The sequence below is a fragment of the Lysobacter sp. yr284 genome (genome assembly GCF_900107375.1).
GTDB lineage: Bacteria > Pseudomonadota > Gammaproteobacteria > Xanthomonadales > Xanthomonadaceae > Lysobacter.
The window spans coordinates 1-18891 of record NZ_FNPT01000014.1; the positions used below are offsets into that span (position 1 = coordinate 1).

Below are 18891 nucleotides of genomic sequence, written 5' to 3' on the forward strand. Positions count from 1 at the left end.
GCTTTCGTCCGCAAGCGGCCGAGTTACTTTCTTTTGGCAGCGCGCCAAAAGAAAGTAACCAAAGAAAAACGCTTGTCTAAAGTCACGAGCCACTAGGTCCAGCACCGGGCGCGGGGATGCGCCGTAAGGGGCATCCTGCCCCTACAGCGCACGCGCGCATCCATGCGCGCGCCCTCCGGGTCTGCGCAACCGAGGCCTCGTTCGAGGTGGAGACAAGGCAACAGCAGCAACAGAAACAGCAACAACGCAGCGACAGTCTCTCTTCGCTATACGGACGCCTTCGTTCGTCTCAGCGCCACGCCGCCACACCCGCCCCGCATGCCAGCGACCACCCCGCCGCGCCCCTTAAGGCGAGGTCCGCCCCACCGCCCGCGCGCCGCTGTGCAGCGCAACCACCGCGCCGGCGACGATCAGCGCCGCGCCGAACAGCGCCGCCGGCGCGGCGACGCGGCCGAACAGCAGCCAGTCGAGTGCGGCGCTGACCGGCACCGCCACGTACATCAGCGGCGCCAGGGTCGAGGCGTTGTCCATGCCGCGGTAGGCCAGGTCGCGCAGCGACTGGTTGCCCAGGCTGCACGCGGTCATGCCGAGCAAGGCCAGGGCCAGCACCCACAGCGGCTCGGACGCGGCGCCGCCGGCCAGCACCGTGGCCCAGGGCGTGTGCGCGGCGCCGAACGCGGCCAGCGGCAGGCTCAACAGCGCGGCCTGGGTGTACAGCTTGAACTGGTTGCGCAACGGCGGCTGGCGCTGCGCGCTGCGATAGAACAGCACCTGCGACACTGCCATGGCGACGCCGCCGGTCAGCGCGACCGCGGCCAGCGGATCGAGCGCGTGGCCGCCCGGGCGCAGCACCGCGAGCACGCCGAGAAAGCCCAGCGCCAGCCCGGCCAGGGTCGCCGGGCGCAGCGGTTCGCGCAGCCACAACCACGCCACCAGCGGGATGAACAAGGGGCCGGTGTTGTACAGCAGCACCGCCTGCAGCAGGTCGCCCTGGGTCGCGGCGAACACGAAGCAGGCCTGGGCGATCACCGCGCACAGCGCGCGCAGCCAGCCCGGACGGTCGGCCAGCGACCACGCCGCGCGCCAGTCCGCGCCGCGCGCGAACGCGGTCAGGACCAGCACCGGCAGGACGAAGCGGCCCCAGGTGACCAGCTCCGGCGCCAGCCCGCGGGTGTAGCGGCTGAGCAGGGCCAGCAGGGCCAGCGAGATCGACGCGGCGGCCATCAGGCCGGCGCGCAGGGGCAGGGAGCGGGAGGACGGGGCGGCCGTGGCGGTCAGCTGGGCGGTAGACATGTGGTAAATCTATCCGCCGGATCGTTGTTGAAAAATCTCGTTTTTCCAGAAAGGCGGTAAGTAAAAATGACCACTCGCGCCGACACCCCGGAACCCCGCGACGCCCCGCCCGCGCGCCGGCTGCCGCCGCTGCGGGCCTTGCAGGCGTTCGCCGCGGTGGTCCGCCACGACGGCATGCGCCGCGCCGCCGAGCACCTGCACCTGAGCCACGCCGCGCTGAGCCAGCACGTCCAGCACCTGGAGGAGGCCTTCGGCCTGCGCCTGCTCGACCGCAGCGGCGGCCGCGCGCGGCCGACCCCGCTGGGGCGCGAGTTCGGTGAGGCGCTGATCGACGGCTTCGCCCGGATCGAGGCGGCCAGCGCGCGCCTGCGCCTGCGCGGCGACGAGAGCCGGCGCCTGCTGCTGGGCGCGCCGACCAGCCTCAGCGTGAGCGTGCTGCTGCCGCGGATCGAGGAGTTCTCCGCCCGCGCCGGCTTCGAGCTGCAGCTGATCTGCCCCGCCGGCGCCGCCGACCTCGCCCAGGCGCGCGTGCATGCGCTGCTGATGCATCGCGACCCGGGCGAACAAGGGCTGCGCGGCGAACGGCTGTTCGAGCAGGCGCTGGTGCCGGTGGTCTCGCCCGCGCTTTACGAGCGCCTGGACCCGCAGCGCTGGTGGCTGGAGCCGGTGCCCGGCGCGCGCCTGCTGCACGTGGTCAGCGACGGCTGGCGCGAAGACTGGCCGGCCTGGTTCGGCGACGACACCGCGGCGTGGCCGCTGCCGCAGCTGAGCCTGTCCTCGCCGATGCCGGCGATCAGCGCGGCGCTGGCCGGGCAGGGCATCGCCCTGCTGTATCCGCGGCTGATCGCGCAGCGGCTGGCGCAGGGCGAGTTGCTGGCGTTGCCGGTGCCGCGCGCCGCGCCGGCGAAGCGTCTTTACCTGGCGTGGCTGCCGGAAGCCGAGGGCGCGGCGCGGTTGCAGTGGGTGCGCGACTGGGTGGTGGAACTGCTGCGCGGCGAGGAATCGCTGTAGCGCAGCGATCGGATGCAAAAGCTTCGGGACTTCAGTACCGACGCGTTAGTCCCAGCCGGCCGCGCTCACATCGCCTGCGCGCGCTTGTCCAGTTCCCTGAGCTTGTCCAGGTCCGGCTTGTGCAGCTTGCGCGCATACGCCGGCAGGCGCCGCGCCTTGGCCTGCGCGCCTTCGCACAGCTCGCGCGCGCGGCCGAGCTCGCCCCAGCCGATCAGGCATTCGGCGTAGCGCGCATGCGCCTCGAAGCCGCTGCTGTAGCCGACCAGGGTTTCGAACTCTTCCTTCGCCTTGGCCTGGTCGCCCTGCGCGGCGACCGCGCGCGCATAGGCCAGGTGGCCTTCGGGCGAGCGGAAGTCCGGGCGCTTGGCGATCAGCTCATCCAGCAACTGCCGCGCCTGCGCCGGCTCGCCGGCTTCCAGCAGCGCATGGGCGAGCTTGACCTGGATGTGCGGATCGTCGCGATGCACGCCGCCGAGCGCGGCGCGGTACAGCGGCAGCGCGTCGCCGGCGCGGCCGGCGCCGAGCAGGGCGTCGGCCAGGCGCAGGCGGTTGTCGGTGGTGGCCGAGGTGTCGAACGCGTCCTGCGCTTCGCGCAATTCGCGGCCTGGGTCGAGCATGCGCCGCACGTTGCCGACCAGGGCGCGGCCGTGGCGGCTGTGGCGCTGTTCCGGCAGCCAGATCGCGAAGGCGTAGACCACGCTGCCGAGCAGCGGGAACATAAAGAGGATCATCAGCCAGTAGCGGTCCTGGCCGCTGCGCACGGCGTGGACGGCGAAACACAGGGCGACGAGCACGTGCAGTCCGAGGCCGAAGTACGGCATGACGCGATCCTTGCGAGGCGGGCGGCGGAAAGGGCGCAAGTGTCCGGGTTTTGCGCGACCGGCGCCAGCGCGGTGGCGGTGGTCGCGGACGAGCGGTCAGCGCAGGCGTTCGAAGCGGCGCACCGAGCCGTCGATGGCGAACTCGATTCGGTAGCCGATGCCGTCCTGGCCGGAGATCGGGCCGGTGGACCACTCGCCGCGGTCGTCGTCTCCGTCCGCATCCGGGCCGGGTGCGCCGCGGTCGCTGTCCGGCCCGCCGTTGCCGGGTTCGGCGAGGCGGCGGTGGTCGCGGGTGTAGAACCACACGCCGCTGAGCCGGTCGTATTGCGGGTCGGCGAGCGCGCCGGGCACGCTGCGCGCTTTCGCGTACCAGTTCGCGCGCACCCGCGCCGCGGTGGCGAAATCGATCCGCTCCAGTGTCATATCGTCGTTGTTCGCGCCCAGCGCGCCGCGCATCTGCGCGCAGCTGTGCCCCATCGCGCCCTCGCGCTGCCAGCGGCCGCGCAGATAGCGATAGGTGTGCAGCGTCTGCGCGTCGCCCGGGTCGACGATCGCGATCTCGATGTCATCGTCGTGAAACAACGCCACCGCATGCACGTGCGGCGCGCGCCCGGCGAACTCGGGCAATGCCGCCAGCGCGCGTTGGGCCTGGGTCAGCGCCGCGGCGTCGGCCATCAACGGCGTCGGCCGCGAACAGCCGATCGCGGCCAGCGCGAGCGTCGCGACAGCGGCTCAGCGGCAGCGGGCGGGCGCGGATCGGCGCATTGGACGGCTCCTGTGCGGGTGCGGCCCAGCATGCCCGATGCCGCCGCAGCATTGGTTACCGCAGCAACTAACGCGGCCCCCGATCTTTAACGCATCGCATGCTGCAATGCACAAGCCTCTGCGCTAGCCTTGGACGGATGAACGTCATGACCGACAGCAACGACGAATCCTTGCGTGCGGCCGAACCGGCCGCCGACCGCGCGGCCGACTTCGCGCCCACCGATGCCTTGCTGCGCGAGGACGTGAAGACCCTCGGCGCGCTGGTCGGCGAGATCCTCGCCGAGCAACGCGGCCAGGGTTTCCTCGACGATGTCGAGCGCCTGCGCCGCGCCGCGATCCGCCGCCGCGAGGCCGGCGAGCCGGTCGACGCGCTGGCCGCGGCGCTGGCCGACATCGACCTGGAGCAGGCCGCCGACCTGGTGCGCGCCTTCGCCACCTATTTCCAGGCGGTCAACCTGGCCGAGCGCGTGCACCGCATCCGCCGCCGCCGCGACTACGAGCGCAGCGGCGCCGGCGCCCAGCCCGGCGGCCTGCGCGATTCGCTGGCCGCGCTGGCGCGGCAGGGCGTCAGTGCCGAGGAAGTGGCGGCGCTACTGCCGCGGCTGCGGATCGAGCCGGTGTTCACCGCCCATCCCACCGAAGCGGTGCGGCGCGCGTTGCTGGAGAAGGAACGCACCATCGTCGAGTGCCTGGTCGCCGACATCGACCGCGGCCGCACCCCGGCCGAGCGCCGCGCCGACCGCGAGCGCATCCGCCTGGCGCTGACCGCGAGCTGGCAGACCGCCGAGGCGCCGGCGGCCAAGCCCAGCGTCGCCGACGAATTCGAGCACGTCGGTTTCTATCTGTCCGACGTGCTCTACCGGGTGCTGCCGGTCTACTACGAAGTGTTCGAGGAAGCGCTGCGCGAGACCTACGGCGACGCGCCGGCGCTGCCGGACGTGCTCGGCTTCGGCACCTGGGTCGGCGGCGACATGGACGGCAATCCCAACGTCGGCGCCGATACCGTCGCCGCCACCCTGGCCGGCCAGCGCGCGCTGGTGCTGGGCGCGTATCGGCGCGACCTGGCCTCGCTGGAAGAGCTGCTGAGCCAGTCGGTGCACCGCGTGCGCGTCGACGATGCGGTGCTGGCCAAGGTCGAGGACTATCGCTACCTGCTGCCCAAGGCCGCCGCGCTGCTCAAGCCGCGCCATGCCGACATGCCTTACCGCAATCTGTTGGGGCTGATGTCGGCGCGCCTGCAGGCGACGCTGGACGAAAGCGTGCACGGCTATCCCGACGCGGCCGCGTTCCTGGCCGACATCGACCTGATCGAGCGCAGCCTGGCCGCGCACCAGGGCGCGCACGCCGGCGGCTTCGCGGTGCGGCGTCTGCGCCGGCGCGCGGAATGCTTCGGCTTCCACCTGGCCGGGCTGGACCTGCGCCAGGATTCGGCCACCCACGACGCCGCGCTGGCGGCGCTGCTGGACCAGCCCGACTGGGCCGCGCTCGACGTCGCCGCGCGCGCCACGCGCCTGCATCAATTGCTCGACGGCGAAGCGCCGCCGGCGCGTCCGGCCGCGCCCGCGGCGCAGCCGACGCTGGAGGTGTTCCGCGCGGTCGCGCGCCTGCGCCCGCGCTTCGGCGCGCGCGCGTTCGGCCCGTACATCGTCAGCATGAGCCGCAGCGCCGCCGACGCACTGGCGGTGCTGGCGCTGGCGCGCACCGCCGGCTGCGCCGACGACCAGGGCCGGGTGCCGCTGGACGTGGCGCCGCTGTTCGAGACCGTCGACGATCTCGACGCCGCCGCCGACACCTTGCGCGCGTTGTTCGCCGATCCGGTCTACCGCGGCCACCTGCGCGCGCGCGGCGACCGCCAGGTGGTGATGCTGGGCTATTCCGACAGCGCCAAGGACGGCGGCATGGTCGCCTCGCGCTGGGCGCTGCAGCAGACCCAGATCGCGCTGACCGCGCTGGCCGCCGACAGCGGCGTGCGCATCGCTTTCTTCCACGGCCGCGGCGGCTCGATCAGCCGCGGCGGCGGCAAGACCGAACGCGCGGTGATCGCCGCGCCGCGCGGTTCGGTCGACGGCTACCTGCGCCTGACCGAGCAGGGCGAAGTGATCCATCGCAAGTACGGCATCCGCGCGTTGGCCCTGCGCAACCTCGAACAGACCAGCGGCGCGGTGCTGCGCGCGACCCTGCGCCCGCGCGCGCCGGAGCCGCGCGAGACCGGCTGGCGCGGCATCGCCGGGCAGCTCGCGCTGGACGCGCGCGAACACTACCGCGCGCTGGTGCACGAAGACCCGCAATTCCCGGCCTACTTCCGCGCCGCCACCCCGATCGACGTGATCGAGCGCCTGCGCATCGGCTCGCGCCCGGCCAAGCGTGCCGGCACCGGCGACATCTCTTCGCTGCGCGCGATCCCGTGGGTGTTCGCGTGGTCGCAGAACCGCGCCGGCCTGACCGCGTGGTACGGCGTCGGTACCGGCCTGGAACGCGCCCTGGCCCGGCACGGCCGCGACGCCCTGGCGGAGATGGCGCGCGACTGGCCGTTCTTCGGCACCTTGATCGACGATCTGGAAATGGTCCTGGCCAAGTCGGACCCGGCGATCTTCGAACGCTACTCGCGCCTGGCCGAAGCCTTGCCCGAAGGCGACCTGCACGCGCGTTTCCATCCCGGCATCGCCGCCGAGTTCGAACGCACCCGCGCCGCGGTGCTGGCGATCAAGGGCGGCGACGAACTGCTGCGCGGCGATCATCGCCTGCGTCAGTCGATCCGCCTGCGCAATCCCTACGTCGACCCGATCAGCCTGTTGCAGGTCGACCTGCTCGCGCGCTGGCGCGCGGCGGATCGGCCCGACGATGCGTCGCTGCAGGCGCTGGTGGCGACGGTCAACGGGATCGCCGCGGGGGTGCAGAACACCGGTTGAGCGGCGCGGTCGGCGCTGCTTCGGGACGGCGTGCTCCGGCGCGCCGTTTTCGTATCCGAAGCCCCCTGTAGGAGCGGCGCGAGCCGCGACCGCGACACTGCGAACGCCGGCGCAGCCAGTTTAGGGCGTGGCGCGAGGATGTCGCCGGCGTTTGCGTTGTCGCGGTCGCGGCTTGCGCCGCTCCTACAGGAGGGCCATGCGCGGTCGCCGCGATCTGATACTATCCCCCAGTATCCAGCGCCGCCCGCCCGGAGGCCGCCATGCCGCACTCCCCCGAAGAAAAAAAGCGCGTCCTCACCCGCGTGCGCCGCATCAAGGGCCAGACCGAAGCGCTCGAACGCGCGCTCGAGGCCGGCAGCGAGTGCGCGGCGGTGCTGCAGCAGATCGCGGCGATCCGCGGGGCGGTCAACGGGCTGATGTCGGAAGTGCTGGAGAGCCATATCCGCGAAGAGCTCGGCCAGGCCGTGGCCGATCGCGGGCGCGAGGACAGCATCGACGCGATCGCCGCGCTGGTGCGCTCGTACCTGAAATAACCCTTCACCACGACGTGCGCGACGCTTGCCGCGAGCGCTTCCGCTTCCCCCTCCCGCCACCAGGAGACCACCACCCATGAGCCGGGTCATCAAAAGCCGCGCCGCCGTCGCCTTCGCCGCCGGCGAACCGTTGAAGATCGTCGAGATCGACGTGCAGCCGCCCAAGGCCGGCGAAGTGCTGGTGCGCATCCACGCCACCGGCGTCTGCCACACCGATGCGTTCACCCTCAGCGGCGACGATCCCGAAGGCCTGTTCCCGGCCGTGCTCGGCCACGAGGGCGGCGGCGTGGTGGTCGAGGTCGGCGAAGGCGTTACCAGTCTGAAGCCGGGCGATCACGTGATCCCGCTGTACACGGCCGAATGCCGCCAGTGCAAGTTCTGCCTGTCGGGCAAGACCAACCTGTGCCAGGCCGTGCGCGCCACCCAGGGCAAGGGCTTGATGCCCGACGGCACCAGCCGCTTCAGCTACCAGGGCCAGCCGATCCATCACTACATGGGCTGCAGCACCTTCAGCGAGTACACCGTCGTGCCGGAGATTTCGCTGGCCGTGGTCAATCCCGAAGCGCCGCTGGAGAAGGTCTGCCTGCTCGGTTGCGGCGTCACCACCGGCATCGGCGCGGTCCACAACACCGCCAAGGTGCAGCCGGGCGACACCGTCGCGGTGTTCGGCCTCGGCGGCATCGGCCTGGCGGTGATCCAGGGCGCGGTGCAGGCCAAGGCCGGGCGCATCGTCGGCGTGGACACCAACGCCTCGAAGTTCGAACTGGCCAAGTCGATGGGCGCGACCGATTGCGTCAACCCGAAGGACTTCGACCGGCCGATCCAGGAGGTGCTGGTCGAGATGACCGACGGCGGCGTCGATTTCAGCTTCGAATGCATCGGCAACGTCGAGGTGATGCGTTCGGCGCTGGAGTGCTGCCACAAGGGTTGGGGCGAGTCGGTCATCATCGGCGTGGCCGGCGCCGGGCAGGAGATCAAGACCCGCCCGTTCCAGTTGGTGACCGGGCGGGTGTGGCGCGGCACCGCGTTCGGCGGGGTCAAGGGCCGCACCCAACTGCCGGGCATGGTCGAACAAGCGATGAAGGGCGAGATCGATCTGGATCCGTTCATCACCCATACGCTGCCGCTGGAGCGGATCAACGAAGCCTTCGACCTGATGCACGAGGGCAAGTCGATCCGCACGGTGATCCACTTCTGATGCACCCATGAAGAACATCCAGGTCGTCGACGCCGCGATCAACTGCGTCTACGACGTATTCGCGCTGGACGATGCGGACTTCGACCTGCTGTTCCCGCCCGGCCAGGACGTCGCCTTCATCGACGAAGCCCTGGCGCGGCACCCGCCGGCGACGCTCGAACCGGTGTTCGAGCGGCTGTGGCGCAACCGCGTTCCCAAGCGCGAGGTGAGGGGCCTGCACGGCCTGTTGTTCTGCGAACTGGACGAGAAGAAGCCGTTCTATCCGCAGCGCGTGGACGAACTGGCGGTCAACCCGAACGGATCCGCGCTGCGCCGCTGAGAGAGCGAACATGGAAAAAATCGAATCCCACGGCTGCTTCGGCGGCCGCCAGCAGGTCTGGAGCCACACCGCCACCACGCTGGGCTGCACGATGCGTTTCGGCGTCTACCTGCCGCCGCAGGCCGAGAGCGCCGATTGCCCGGTGCTGTACTGGCTCTCGGGCCTGACCTGCAGCGAGCAGAACTTCATCACCAAGGCCGGCGCGCAGCGTTACGCGGCCGAGCACGGGATGATCCTGATCGCGCCGGACACCAGTCCGCGCGGCGAGGGCATTCCCGATGCGGAAGGTTACGACCTGGGCATCGGCGCGGGTTTCTACCTCAACGCGACCCGGCCGAAGTGGGCGGGGCACTACCGCATGTACGACTACGTGGTGGACGAACTGCCGGCGCTGGTGGATGCGCATTTCCCGACCACCAGCGCGCGCGCGATCAGCGGGCACTCGATGGGCGGGCACGGCGCGCTGACGATCGCGCTGAAGAATCCGGGGCGCTACCGCAGCGTGTCGGCGTTCTCGCCGATCGCCGCGCCGTCGCAGTCGCCGTGGGGCGAGAAGGCGTTCTCGGCCTACCTGGGCGAGGATCGCGAGACATGGCTGGCGTGGGACGCGACCGCGCTGGTGCCGGGCGCGCAGGAGCGGTTGCCGCTGCTGATCGACCAGGGCGGCGACGACGAGTTCCTGGCGACGCAGCTCAAGCCGGAGCTGTTGCGCGCGGCCTGCGAGGCGGCGGGGCATCCGCTGCAACTGCGGCTGCGGCCGGGGTACGACCATAGCTACTACTTCATCTCCAGCTTCATTGGCGAGCACATCGCGCATCACGCCAAGGCCTTGCGCGGCTGATGCGGGAGGGGCTTGCGGCCGGTCGCGGCGATCGGACACAAGAGCGTCGGGCCTGAAGGCCCTCCCACAAAAGCATCGTCCCCGCGAAGGCGGGGACGTGAGTGGGTGTGCGAGGCCTGTGCTGTAGTGGGAGGGCCTTCAGGCCCGATGCCTTTGGCTCAGGTCGCGACGATCCGAAACGAAAGCATCGGGCCTGAAGGCCCTCCCACCGATCAGGACTTCTTGGCCGCCGGCGGCGGCATCGCCTTCGCATTGACCTTGTTGCCGTCGGCCAACAAGGCATTCGGCGCCAACACCACCGTATCGCCCGGGGCGATGCCGGTCAGCACTTCGATCTCGTTGCCGAGGTTGCGCCCCACGGTCACGTCGCGATACGCCAGGGTCGATCCCTGCGTCACCGTCGCCACCTGGGTGCCCGCGGCGCGCTGGACCACGGTCGACACCGGCAGCACCACCGCCGCCGCCGCGCGCGGCAGGTGCAGGCGCGCGCTGCCGACCATGCCGGCGGGGATGCGGCCGTCGGGGTTGGGCAGGCGCAGTTCGGTGCGCATCACCCCGGCGTCGCGCGACAGCGCGCGGGCGCTGCGCGCGACTTCGGCCTGGAACACCTGGCCCGGCAGTTCGGGGAAACTCACTTCGGCCTGCAGGCCGTTGCTGATCTGCAGCGATACGTTCTGCGGCACGTCCACGACCACGCGCAGCGGGTCGAGCACGGCGACTTCGAACATCGGCACGGTGGCGGTGGCCGAATCGCCGACCACGCGGTCGCCGCGCTCGATGTTGCGCGCCACCACCACGCCGGCGAACGGCGCGCGCACCGCGGTGAAGGACTGCCGCTCCAGCGCCGAGGTCAGCCGCGCCTGGGCGGCGTTGCGCGCGGCCACGGCGACGTCGAAGTTGCCCTTGCGGTCGCTGAAGTATTCCTTCGACACCGCGCCCGAGCCGATCAGCTGCTGCGCGCGCTGGTAGTTGACCTTGGCCAGTTCTTCGTCGGCGGTGGCCTGGGCGAGGACCGCGCGCGCCTCGCGCACGGCCTGGTCGATCTCCGGCGCGGAGATCGTCGCCAGCACCTGGCCGGCGCCGACCTTGTCGCCGAGTTCGGCGCGGCGTTCGCTGACGAAGCCGGTGGCGCGCGCGTACAGCGCCGCCGATTCGCCGGCCTGCGCGCGCGCGGGCAGGCTCAGGTCGTAGATCGCGTCGGCGGGCTTGGCCTTGACCGTGAGCACCTCGGGCGTGGCCGGCGCCGACGCGGTCTCGGCTTCGCTGCGGCCGCAGCCGGTGGCGGCGGCGAGCACGAGGCCGGCGACCGCGGCGCTCAGCGCGCCGCGCAGCAGGGGAGCGTGGGTTCGGAGGGGGCGGTTCATGCGTTGGCTCCAGCGGGGGCGCCGTCGCCCGGGGCGTCGGCGGGGGTGTTCGTGACGGTGTCGTCTTCGTTGCCGGCCGGCTTGCGGCGGCGGCCGACGACGGCGAGGATCGAGGGCACCAGGATCAGCGTGGCCGGGGTGCCGAACAGCAGGCCGCCGATCACCGCGCGGCCCAGCGGCGCGTTCTGCTCGCCGCCGTCGCCCAAGCCGATCGCCATCGGGATGATGCCCAGGATCATCGCGCTGGCGGTCATCAGCACCGGACGCAAGCGCACCGCCGCCGATTCGTACGCGGCCAGTTCCGGATCGTGGCCGTCGGCGATCAGGCCGCGCGCGAAGCTGGTCACCAGCACCGAGTTGGCGGTCGACACGCCGATCACCATCATCACGCCCATCAGCGCCGGCACGCTCAGCGGCGTGCCGGTGACGAACAGGCCGATGGCGGCGCCGGCGATGGCGATCGGCAGGCCGGACATGGCCACCGCCGGCTGGATCCACGACTGGAAGTTCACCACCAGCACCAGGAACACCAGGATCGCCGACATCACCAGGCCCGCGGCCAGTTCGCCGTAGGCGTTCTGCATCTCGCCGGCCTGGCCGACGATCTCGATGCGGTTGCCGGGCTTGAGCTGGCCGTTGAGTTCCTTGGTGATCGCGCTGAGCTTGTCGTAGACCGAGCCCAGGTCGGTGCCTTCGACATTCGCGATGACGCTGATGGTCGGCGCCAACGTGGTGCGGGCGATGCTGGCCGGGACCTTGCGCGGCACCACGCTGGCGATGTTGCGCAGCAGGACCGCTTCGCCGTTGGCGCCGATGCGCAGCGGCGAGTTCATCAACTGGTCGATGTCGCGCATCTGGTTGATCGGCGCCTGCACCTGCACGGTGTAGGCGATGGCGTTGACGGTGTCGGTCCAGTACACCGGCGACACCGTGCCGGCCGAGCCGAGCACCGCCAGCACCGCGCGCGCGGCCTGCTGCGGGTCCAGGCCGAGTTGGGCGGCGCGGGTGCGGTCGATCTTGACCTGATACTCGGGCAGGTCCAGCACCTGGCGCAGCGAGATGTCGACCGCGCCGGGCACCTGGTGCAGGCGTTTTTCGATCTCGCGCGCCAGCGCCATGTTGCCGGGCACGTCGCGGCCGATCAGGCGCACTTCGAACGCGGCCGCGGCCGAGCCGGCCAGGGTGCGGCTGGTCGCGTCCGGCGGGCGCTCGAACAGCTTGACCTCGGGGAAGCGCTCGGCGATGCGCTTGCGGATCTTGACCAGGTAGTCGTGGCTGTTGGCGTGCGGCGAGCGCAGTTGCAGCATGATCTCGGCTTCGAACGAACCGACCACGGTGCTGTCGACCAGCGACAGGTTGATCGCGTCGGGCACGCCGATCTGTTCGTACACGGTCTGCAGTTCGTTGGGCGGGATGATCGCGCGGATCTCGCGCTGGATCTCGCTGAGCTTGGCCGCGGTTTCCTCCAGCCGGGTGCCGGTCGGCAGGCGCACCTGCAGGCGCAGCTGGCCGGCGTCGACCTGCGGGAAGTACTCGCGGCCCAGCGACATCGCCGCGCCCGCGCCGAGCGCGAACACCAGCAGCGCCGCCAGCGCCAGCACGCCGCCGTGGTGGCCGAGCTTGACCAGCAGCGCGTGGTGGCGGTCGCGCAGCGAATCCAGGCGGTGCTCGACCTTGTGGTTGATCGCGAGCAGGAACTTTTCCGGCGCCCAGCGCGGGTTGGCGCGGCTTCGGATGTCGGCCGGCAGCAGCAGGTAGCACAGCACCGGGATCAGCGTGCGCGAGAGCAGGAACGAGGCCAGCATGGCGAAGATCACCGCCAGCGCCAGCGGGGTGAACACCCACGCCGACAGGCCGGTCATCAGCAGGATCGGGGTGAGCACGATGCAGATCGAAATGGTCGAGACCATTTCCGGGAACACCACTTCCTTGGCGCTGTCGATGATCGCGGTGCGCACGTCCTTGCCGAGCGCGATGTTGCGGTTGGTGTTCTCGACGTCGACCACCGCGTTGTCGACCAGGATGCCGATCGCCAGCGCCAGGCCGCCGAGGGTCATCACGTTGAAGGTGTAGCCCAGCAGGTGCAGCATCGCGACCGAGGCCAGCAGCGCCAGCGGGATCGCCGACAGCACGATCAGGCTCGAGCGCCAGGAGCCGATGAACACCAGCACCACCAGCGCCACCAGCAGGCCGACCAGCACCGCTTCGTGCTCGATCGAGCCGATCGCGTTGTCGACGAACACCGACTGGTCGAAGATCGCGTGGATGCGCGTGCCCGGCGGCGCCGAGGCTTCGATCTCGGGCAGGCGCTCGCGCACCGCGCGCACGATCTCGACCGCGGACGCGCCGCCGAGCTTGATCAGCGCCACCGACACCGCGCTGGAGCCGTCCATGCGCGCCACATTCGTCTGCAACGCGCCGCCGTCGCGGACCGAGGCGATGTCGCGCACGTAGATCACGGTGCCGGCGCGCGAGGCCACCGGGATGTCGAGGAACTCGCTGGCGGTGGCCGGGCTGGTGTCGATCGAGATCTGCATCTCGCGCGCGCCTTCGCGGATCGAACCCGAGGGCAGGGTCGGGCTGCCGCGTTCCAGCGCCGCGGTCACGTCCGCGGGCGTCAGGCCGTAGGTCTGCAGCCGCGAGGGATCGAGGTCGACCATGATCTGCCGCGGCGCGCCGCCGTAGGGCAGGGTCATGCGGATGCCGGGGATGGTCTGGATCTGCGAGCGAAGTTGCAGGCGCGCGTAGTCGTAGAGCTGGGCTTCGGTCAGCGAATCCGAGGACAGCACCAACTGCAGCACCGGCGTGGAGGAGACGTTGTTGCGCACCACCAGCGGCGGCGAGGTGCCCGGCGGCATGCGCCGCAGGATCGTCTGCGAGACCGAGGTGATCTGCACCAGCGCGCGGTCGAGGCTGACCGTGGGCTGGAAGTCGATGCGCACGATGCTGGCGCCGTTGAGCGTCTCCGAGCGCACTTCCTTGAGGTCGTCGACGGTGTTGAGGATCGCCGCCTCGGAGAACGAGGTCATCTTGGCGGCGACGTCGGCGGCCGGCAGGCCGCTATAGGTCCACACCAGGTTGACCGAGGGGATGCCGACTTCCGGCAGGATGTCGGTCGGCATCTTGCGCGCCGACAGCACGCCGAACAGCAGGATCAGGATCGCCAGGACGCCGATGGTGTAGCGGCGGCTCAGCGCGTATTGGACTATCCACATCGTGTCAGGTTCCGACGGCTGGATTGAGTGGTGCGAAGTCTCCACGCGTCGCGGCCGTCGCGCAGCCGTGTCGCGTGGAATGATACGTATGCGTGCCGCAACGCTGCGGCGGATGCGTGGCCGGCGGCAGCGGCTTCGGCGGGCGCCGACGTCGCAACTGTAGGCGGCGCGTACATACGCGAGGCTGTCGCCGCGCTGACAAATTGGTCAGGCGCGCCGCGCCGCAGGTGTCGGCGGGCGGCGGCGGACGGAAGAGCGTGGGGCTGGCGTGCCTCGCTGGCTGGGCGGATCGGCGGCGCTCGCGCGCCGGCCCGCCGGCGGCTCCGGCCGGCGCGCAGGCCGCGGCGGCCGCCGTCGCGCGCGACGGGGCACCGGGCCGACGCCCACCGGCCCGCGTGCGCGGGGCGCGACTCGAACCGCTGGGGGAGCGCGTTTAAGGTAGGCCCGAAAGCGCGGACGCGTTAGTACATTACTGCCGCATCCTTGCACGATCCTGCAATTCGGCCGAAGCGGCACAGTCTCAGGCCAGATTCGTACCGATAATCGCCCCACCCCGACCGCCCACGGGAAGCCATGAGCGCCAGCACTTCCGCAGATACCATCGCACAGCGCGGGCATTGCGCCCAGCAGGCCGAGCTGGTCGACCGGATTGCCCGATTGACGGTCGCCGGCGACGGCGTCCACGCCACCGGGGTGCGCCAGCTGCATCTGATCCGGATGGACCGGCCGACCGAGTGCTCGCCGTCGGTGTACGAGCCCCGGCTGTGCGTGGTGGCGCAGGGGCGCAAGGTGGTGACGCTGTCCGATCGCGTCTACCACTACGACCCGCTCAACTACCTGGTGGTGTCGGTGACCTTGCCGATGATCGGGCAGGTGGTCGAGGCCACGCCGGACAAGCCGTACCTGTGCCTGCGCATCGACATCGATCCGGCCGAGATCGCGCGCCTGATCGTCGAGGCCGGGCAGCCGGCGACGGGCGAGCGCCTGCGCGAAGCGCGCGAGGACGCCGGCATGGACCTGGGCCTGTACGCGGCGCGGATCAACGCGACGCTGATGGACGCGGTGCTGCGGCTGATGCGCCTGCTCGACACGCCGCAGGATCTGCCGGTGCTGGCGCCGATGGCGCTGCGCGAGATCTTCTACCGGGTGCTGATGGGCGACCTCGGCCATCGCCTGCGCACGCTCGCGCTCAACGACAGCCGTTCGCACCGCATCGCCAAGGCGGTGACGATGCTGCGCCAGCGCTATCTGCTGCCGCTGTGCATCGAGGACCTCGCCGACGAACTGCACATGAGCACCTCCTCGCTGCACCACCAGTTCAAGGCGGTGACCACGATGTCGCCGCTGCAGTTCCAAAAGCACCTGCGCCTGCACGAGGCGCGGCGGCTGATGATGATCGACGGCATGGAAGCGGTGGCCGCGGCGCACCGCGTCGGCTATGAGAGCCCGTCGCAGTTCTCGCGCGAGTACAAGCGCCTGTTCGGCGCGCCGCCGCGCGCGGAAGTGAGCCTGGCGCGCGGCCTGCCGCAGGGCTGAGGCGGCGCGGCGATAGCGCGCCGCGATCGTTTCCGGCGAAACGGTTTCGCCGCGGATCGCGGCCGCCGTCGTCCGGATTTGCCTGCGCGAGGCGACGCTGCCGCGCGCAGGGCCGCGCGTGCGCTTGCAACGCACCGCCGCGCGATCCCCCCAGTGCCGATTTCATGGCGATTCGTTCTTAGCGAAATTCCACCGATGAGTGGGGGGATTCCGCGTGACGCGCGTTTGACTAAGTGAGCGCGCAACAAAGCCACGGAACGTCGAAGTTTCAGGCGCTCGAACTCCACATCCATCCTTTCTTTCGCAGGCGCACGGCCCTGAGGCCGGACCCTGCGAGGCGGACGGCTGCGCGCCGGTGTCCGGCGCGGCCGTGCGTCCCCTCGAATCTCGGGAACGGTCCATGAAGAAGCTTTCTCCGAACAAGTTCGCGGTGCTCGGCCTGGCGGCGGCCTGCGCGTCGGTGCTGGTGTGGTCGCGCCAGGCGCCTGCGCCGCAGGCGTCGTCGCAAGCGCCCGCGCCGGGCGATTCCAGCAGCGTATTGGCCGCGGCGCCGTCCGCGGCCGCGGCGGGCCTGCGTCCGGTCGCCTATGTCGCGCCGACGCCGCGCACCCCCGCGCAGGCCAAGCTCGGCGGCGGCCAGTTGCTCGAAGCGGTGCAGTCCTTCGCCGCCAGCCCGGCCGCGCGCAGCGCCGCCGCGGCCGCCGGCAGCGGCGGCCCCGCCTCGGGCAGCGCCGCGCGCAGCGCCGCGACCGCGGCGGCGCAGATCGCCGCGCTCGACCGCGCCGGCGTGCCCGGGCGCTGGCGCGAGGGCGAGAAGGTCAAGGTCAGCGTCGGCCTGGCGCTGAGCTTCGATGAACTGCAGAACCCCAGCCTGCTCGAACGCGCCAGCCATGCGCTGCGCGACACCTTGCTCGCCCAGGGCGTGAGCGCCAGCGCGATCAACGGCTCGCCGGCGCTGGAAGCGCTGGTGCCGCTGGACAAGCTGGAATGGGTCGCGGGCCTGAGCGAAGTCGCCACGGTGGGGCTCAAGGCCATGGCCGAACCGGTCGCCTACACCGAGGGCGCCGACGCCAGCGCGCTCAATACGCTGCGCGCGTTCGGCAACTCCACGGTGGTGGCGCAGGCGCTGCGCCGCGAATTGCGCGGCGACGGCCTGACCATCGCGATCATGGACCAGTTCGGCGACAACAACGGCCAGGTCGCGGCGCTGCAGGTCGGCGACAACTGGCCGGCGGCGGCGCGGCTGACCAAGATCGCCAGCCCGGCCGGCGCGTTCGGCTACTCGGGCCAGTCGCACGGCAACGCTGTGACCGAGATCGTCTACGACATCGCGCCGAACGCCAGCTTCCGCGCCTACGACGTGTCCGGCAGCGATGCCGCCTGGGTCTCGGGCGTGCAGAACGCGGCCAACCTCAATAGCCAGAACGTGCCGCAGGGCGAGCCGCGCGCGCAGGTCATCACCGCGTCGCTGGGCTTCGGCTATCCGTTCTCGCCCGGCGACGGCAGCACCAGCAACAGCGAGTTCAAGGGCCTGTACGACGCCATCGCCGCCGCCGCGGCCAACGGCGCGATCGTGCTCAACGCCGCCGGCAACCACGGCCAGCACTACTGGGACGCCGACAGCACCGCCGGCGCCGGCGCCAACGTCTATCAGAACTTCGGCGCCGCCAACCTCAACCCCGACGGCAGCGCGCGCCCGTCCAACGTGATGGTGTTGCTGCCGACCGCCGGCGTGCTGGGCCAGCCCGCCGCACAGGCGCAGTGCACGCCGGTGGGGCTGGCCGAGCCGAGCGCGTCGGATTGGTCGTTGTTCGCCGCGCTGGGCTGGAACGACTGGCAGAGCGCAACCAACGCCACCGACGCCGACTACCGCCTGGAGCTGGTGCGCTGGCGCGACGCGGTGCCCCAGCGCGTGTTCGACTGGTCGACCTGGACCTGGATCAATCCGACCCCGGCCGGCTGGGTGCAGGTGAGCTCGTCGGACAGCGCGCAGAACGGCGGCGCCGGCCAGCGGCCGGTCGAACTGGTCAACTACAAGGCGCCGCAGGCCGACGCGACCGCGCTGTGCAACAACGCCTTCGCCGGCGCGCCGAACATCCGCGGCGGCATCTTCGGCGTGCGCATCCTGCGCAAGACCGCCGGCGCCGCCAACTTCCTGCGGATCATGGGCAGCAAGGCGATCGATCCGGAGTTCCGCTCCAACGAGCGCTCGCTGCTGCCGCCGTCGGATTCGGCCAGCGTGATCACCGTGGCGGCGATCAGCGCCGCGACCTCGGCGCTGGAGCCCTACAGCTCGCGCGGCCCGGTGCTCGCCGCCGGCGGCGCGCGCCCGGCCGGACAGGCCGCGGGCAACGCCAAGCCCGACCTGGCCAGCTTCGCCGTGGTCAGCACCGAGTCCAGCGCCGGCTTCAACGGCACCTCGGCGGCGACGCCGCACGCGGCGGCGCTGGCCTTGCTCGGCCTGCAGCACCAGCGCCAGCTCACCGACGCGACCGTGCCGGCGGCGCTGCCGGCCAACGCCACCGCGGCGCAGAAGGCGCAGCGCGAGACCGCGTTGCGCCAGCGCCGCGTGGATCTGGCCGACCTGACCTACGACTCGCTGGTCAAGGTCGCCGCCACCGGCGGCAACGACCTGGGCGCGGCCGGGTTCGACAGCAGCTTCGGCAACGGCCGGCTCAAGTTCCACGCCCAGTCGGCGGCCTGCCTGCTGGCCTCGACCTACGACGCCCGCTACCGCGCCTTGCTGCCGGTGCAGGCGCAGGGCCAGAAGAGCTACGACACGCTGGCGCAGGAGAACAGCGTGGCCTGCGCGGCGGCAGCGGCGGCGGCCGTCGCCCGCTGAGCACCGCAGCGGCGCGGGCCCGTGCCGGGGCCGCGCCGTAGGGTCGGCGGCCCGCATCGTGCGCATGCGGCGCGGGTCGTGCCCGGGGCGCCGGACTTCGGTCCGGCGCTTTTTTTCGTCCGGCCTGGACGTGGCGTCGTGCTTCGCATGAGCCGCAACGCCGAATTCGCGAGTCGGCGGCGCAAACCTCGCGCGCTCCGGTCTGGTTCGGACGGACATCGCCGACGCTCCGGCGAGGGTGCTC

At 71.4% G+C, this 18891-nt stretch carries 13 protein-coding genes; 8 read left to right on the forward strand and 5 right to left on the reverse strand.

The features are described from left to right. Positions 1-345: 345 nt before the first annotated feature. Positions 346-1293 carry a DMT family transporter gene (locus tag BLV01_RS17860; protein ID WP_091802858.1) on the reverse strand — a complete coding sequence of 316 codons (948 nt, stop codon included), beginning with the start codon at positions 1291-1293 and terminating at the stop codon, positions 346-348. A gap of 66 nt (positions 1294-1359) precedes the next feature. Here BLV01_RS17860 and BLV01_RS17865 point away from each other — a divergent pair, with 66 nt between their 5' ends. After that, on the forward strand, positions 1360-2304 hold the full coding sequence (locus BLV01_RS17865) for a LysR family transcriptional regulator (protein ID WP_091802861.1): 945 nt from the start codon (positions 1360-1362) through the stop codon (positions 2302-2304). Between the two features lie 65 nt (positions 2305-2369). Here the strand turns inward: BLV01_RS17865 and BLV01_RS17870 are convergent, their stop codons facing one another. Both BLV01_RS17870 and BLV01_RS17875 read right to left on the reverse strand, forming a co-directional pair. Continuing rightward, entirely contained in the window at positions 2370-3125 is a 756-nt protein-coding gene (locus BLV01_RS17870) for a tetratricopeptide repeat protein (protein ID WP_091802864.1), read from the reverse strand. A gap of 96 nt (positions 3126-3221) precedes the next feature. Then, the gene (locus BLV01_RS17875; protein ID WP_091802867.1) at positions 3222-3800 is read right to left on the reverse strand and encodes a hypothetical protein; all 579 of its coding nucleotides are present in this window, start codon (positions 3798-3800) and stop codon (positions 3222-3224) included. Positions 3801-4036: 236 nt separating this feature from the next. Between BLV01_RS17875 and ppc the strand changes: the two genes are divergently transcribed. The 5 genes from ppc to fghA all read left to right on the forward strand — a co-directional run bounded on the left by ppc (position 4037) and on the right by fghA (position 9690). Further along, a complete protein-coding gene (gene ppc, locus BLV01_RS17880) occupies positions 4037-6799 on the forward strand; it encodes a phosphoenolpyruvate carboxylase (protein ID WP_091803197.1) in 2763 nt (920 codons plus the stop codon). A gap of 260 nt (positions 6800-7059) precedes the next feature. Further along, positions 7060-7332, forward strand: a complete 273-nt coding sequence (frmR, locus tag BLV01_RS17885; RefSeq protein ID WP_091802870.1) for a formaldehyde-responsive transcriptional repressor FrmR — start codon at positions 7060-7062, stop codon at positions 7330-7332. An 88-nt stretch (positions 7333-7420) separates the two neighbouring features. Beyond that, on the forward strand, positions 7421-8530 hold the full coding sequence (locus BLV01_RS17890) for an S-(hydroxymethyl)glutathione dehydrogenase/class III alcohol dehydrogenase (protein ID WP_091803199.1): 1110 nt from the start codon (positions 7421-7423) through the stop codon (positions 8528-8530). Positions 8531-8537: 7 nt separating this feature from the next. Then, the gene (locus tag BLV01_RS17895) at positions 8538-8849 is read left to right on the forward strand and encodes a hypothetical protein (protein ID WP_091802873.1); all 312 of its coding nucleotides are present in this window, start codon (positions 8538-8540) and stop codon (positions 8847-8849) included. A 10-nt stretch (positions 8850-8859) separates the two neighbouring features. Continuing rightward, positions 8860-9690 carry an S-formylglutathione hydrolase gene (gene fghA / locus BLV01_RS17900; RefSeq protein WP_091802876.1) on the forward strand — a complete coding sequence of 277 codons (831 nt, stop codon included), beginning with the start codon at positions 8860-8862 and terminating at the stop codon, positions 9688-9690. Between the two features lie 212 nt (positions 9691-9902). Here fghA and BLV01_RS17905 read toward each other — a convergent pair whose 3' ends face one another. Next, positions 9903-11054 carry an efflux RND transporter periplasmic adaptor subunit gene (locus BLV01_RS17905; RefSeq protein ID WP_091802879.1) on the reverse strand — a complete coding sequence of 384 codons (1152 nt, stop codon included), beginning with the start codon at positions 11052-11054 and terminating at the stop codon, positions 9903-9905. Beyond that, positions 11051-14269 (reverse strand): efflux RND transporter permease subunit, encoded by a 3219-nt coding sequence (locus BLV01_RS17910; RefSeq protein WP_091802882.1) that lies wholly within the window; start codon positions 14267-14269, stop codon positions 11051-11053. Before BLV01_RS17910 ends, BLV01_RS17905 begins: the two co-directional genes overlap by 4 nt. A 573-nt stretch (positions 14270-14842) precedes the next feature. Between BLV01_RS17910 and BLV01_RS17915 the strand changes: the two genes are divergently transcribed. Then, entirely contained in the window at positions 14843-15805 is a 963-nt protein-coding gene (locus tag BLV01_RS17915) for an AraC family transcriptional regulator (RefSeq protein WP_091802885.1), read from the forward strand. Between the two features lie 400 nt (positions 15806-16205). Next, positions 16206-18647, forward strand: coding sequence for a S8 family serine peptidase (locus tag BLV01_RS17920; protein WP_091802888.1), 2442 nt, complete (start codon positions 16206-16208; stop codon positions 18645-18647). The last annotated feature ends 244 nt before the right edge of the window (positions 18648-18891 follow it).